Consider the following 2,890-nt stretch of genomic DNA (forward strand, 5'->3'; position numbering starts at 1 on the left):
CCACATAACCCACCGCGCCAATGGGGATTCCGGGATCGGCCTCTGATCGGTGGAAAAAGTTCTCTCGACCTGGCGTAACCTGGCCTGATGGTGGAGTCGGTCGTGCCGCGACAGATGACGCGGCATTGCTGCGACGGGCTTGGAATCCGCTGGAATTTCCTCGGGGATTCAGCCGGGGTTCCAGAGGATCTCCGCAGGTGAGAGGGCACATGACGGACACAAGGCTAGTCTGGGTGGATTGCGAGATGACGGGCCTCGACCTGCGCGACGACGCGCTCATCGAGATTGCCGCACTGGTCACCGACAGCGAACTCAACATCCTCGACGAAGGCGTCGACGTGGTGATCAAGCCGCCACCGGAGTCGCTCGCCCAGATGACGCAGGTCGTCCGGGACATGCACACCACGTCCGGCCTGCTCGAAGCCCTGCCGTCCGGCGTCACCCTCGCCGAGGCCGAGGACACCGTCCTCAAGTACGTGAGGTCCCACGTCAAAGAGGCCAACAGGGCGCCCCTCTGCGGCAACTCCATCGCCACCGACCGCTCGTTCCTCGCCCGCGACATGCCGGCCCTCGACGCCCACCTCCACTACCGCATGGTGGACGTGTCGTCCATCAAGGAGCTCGCCCGCCGCTGGTACCCCCGCGTCTACTTCGCCAGCCCCGAGAAGAAGGGCGGCCACCGGGCCCTCGCCGACATCACCGAGAGCATCCAGGAACTGCGCTACTACCGCGCCGCCGTCTTCGTCCCGCAGCCCGGTCCCGACTCCGAAACCGCCCGCGCCGTCGCCGCCAGGGTCGCCTCAGGCTGACCCACCCGCCCGGAGCCGCTACACTACTGGGAGCCGGGCAGCGATCCCGGCCACGGTGGGTGTAGCTCAGCTGGCAGAGCACTTGGTTGTGGTCCAAGATGTCGGGGGTTCAAGTCCCCTCACTCACCCCAAGGCAGTAACAAGAAGGGCCCTGGTCATCGCGAAGATGACCAGGGCCTTATTCGCGTCCTACGTCGCGCACCCTATCCGGATGTCCGATTTTGGGAGCCATCTGGGAGTGATCTTGGCCAACACGGCCGACGACTCGACCAAAGGAGTATGCATGATTAGGCGCGCCCCGGCCTAGCCGGAGGGGGTCTCCCCAGCCGCCGATACAGCCGGAGGCTTCCGAAGCATCAGACGTTGAGACCCGTCCGCGTCCGAGGACGACGCTGACGCTGGCGGCCGGCCGAACCTCATGCTTGGCGGCAGCAAGCAGCCCCACGACCGGGAGGCCGTGGGGCTGCTTGATTCCTGACCTGGCGCTAGACCTGGAAGACCTCATAGGCCCAGTACAGGCCGTAAATGATCGGCGGCAGCGCGCCCATCGCAACTGCGAGGGCCACGATGACCTTGACTAGCGGGCTGGGCTGCTCCTTGTTCTGCGGCCGTAGCACCCAGACGATAAAGGCGATCAGCGTGAAGTACGCCAAGATCACCAGAACTCCAGGCAATAGCAGTTCAGGGCCCATCGGGCGTTTACTCCTTTCGTGTCATGGCAGGTGCGTTTTGTCTGAATCAAGATCCGTCAACCGGAGGTGGAAGAGCCTCCGGGGGAGGAGCGGACCCCAACGCAATGTACACCGGGACGCCAGCCTTAGGGAAACCGCGTCACTCGATCGAGCAGGTTCCCTTTCCATGAACGAGACAGCCCGCGGGCTTACCTTACTAGGTGAGATCATCTTCATCTAGACTATCTTGGTCAAATCTATCTGGTAGTAGAATACTCGCCATCTGTTCTATCTTGATTAAGTCTATCTCTGCTAAGTTCGTTAAAAACAAGACAAACTTGGGCAAGATATATCAGAATAGAGCATCTCGCATAGTTGATTATGATCACCCACAATGAACTTTTCTTAGACATATAGTTTGCGCCGTGGATATTTTGAATTAAACTCAAGAATCGAATAAAAGTTAAGCAAAGCCGCCACTAAAATGGCCGCGACACTCCCGAATCAGGGCGATCTGATCTGATAGCGGTGACCACCCCCGGTGCAGTGACCAACCCCCGGTGCAGCGCCTCCAACGCAGTGACCAACCCCGGTGTGACGGCAGCGCCAGTGTGGCGGCCAATCCGGTAGATCTGGGCAGCGATCTGGCCGGCTGGCAGCCAGCCAGGCAGCCAGTCTGGCCAGTCTGGCCAGCTAATCTAGGCCGAACACCACAAGCGTTTCCGCAGGTCAGACACAGCCAGGCGGCCCCAGTGGCCTAGTAACGCCTGCAGCGGGGATCCTGCTGGCAACGGGCCCCTACGGGCGGAGAGCTTGTTTGCAATGCCGCACCCTGGCGGCTTTAATGGCAAGCACAGGCGTTCGTGTCTTGGCAGGTGCGTGCGTCTCGGGCGGGGTTCGCCAGGGGTGGAAGCCTGGAGGGGCCCCGCTCCGCATATCTAGGCTCCCCTCTTGCTTCGAGATCTTGTTTTCGCAGGTCAGCGGAGTGGTTGCAGCAGTCTGTGGCGAGGATTCCCCTCTCGCCTGCACTGGGTCTCTGAGCTGGTTGGCTGCTGTGGGGAAGAGTTCAGCTGGCGATGATGAGTGGGATCTATCTGGCCCCAGCCCGGCGGCCAGTCTGCTGTGGTGGCCAATCCGGTAGATCTGGGCAGCGATCTGGCCGCCAGCCAGGCAGCCAGTCTGGCCAGTCTGGCCAGCTAATCTAGGCCGAACACCACAAGCGTTTCCGCAGGTCAGACACAGCCAGGCGGCCCCAGTCACCTCCTGCCCAACTGGCGAGTGACCCCGAATCAGGGCGATCTGATCTGATAGCGGTGACCACCCCCGGTGCAGTGACCAACCCCCGGTGCAGCGCCTCCAACGCAGTGACCAACCCCGGTGTGACGGCAGCGCCAGTGTGGCGGCCAATCC

At 62.0% G+C, this 2,890-nt stretch carries 2 protein-coding genes and 1 tRNA gene; 2 read left to right on the forward strand and 1 reads right to left on the reverse strand.

The features are described from left to right. Nucleotides 1-209: 209 nt before the first annotated feature. Together orn and ETD83_RS40920 are read left to right on the forward strand one after the other, a co-directional pair. The gene (orn, locus tag ETD83_RS40915; protein WP_138650617.1) at nt 210-809 is read left to right on the forward strand and encodes an oligoribonuclease; all 600 of its coding nucleotides are present in this window, start codon (nt 210-212) and stop codon (nt 807-809) included. A 55-nt stretch (nt 810-864) separates the two neighbouring features. Further along, a tRNA-His gene (locus ETD83_RS40920) sits at nt 865-940 on the forward strand. A gap of 354 nt (nt 941-1,294) precedes the next feature. On the opposite strand, the gene ETD83_RS40925 is transcribed toward ETD83_RS40920, so the two are convergent. Further along, nucleotides 1,295-1,501 carry a hypothetical protein gene (locus tag ETD83_RS40925; RefSeq protein ID WP_138650618.1) on the reverse strand — a complete coding sequence of 69 codons (207 nt, stop codon included), beginning with the start codon at nt 1,499-1,501 and terminating at the stop codon, nt 1,295-1,297. Nucleotides 1,502-2,890: the final 1,389 nt, after the last annotated feature.

This window comes from Actinomadura soli (assembly GCF_005889715.1).
GTDB classification, from domain to species: Bacteria; Actinomycetota; Actinomycetes; order Streptosporangiales; family Streptosporangiaceae; genus Spirillospora; species Spirillospora soli.

What these genes read in the sequence shown, in the direction of transcription:
- orn (WP_138650617.1), top strand. Translation starts at nt 210, where the DNA reads ATGACGGACACAAGGCTAGTCTGGGTGGATTGCGAGATGACGGGCCTC.
- ETD83_RS40925 (WP_138650618.1), bottom strand. Translation starts at nt 1,501, where the DNA reads ATGGGCCCTGAACTGCTATTGCCTGGAGTTCTGGTGATCTTGGCGTAC.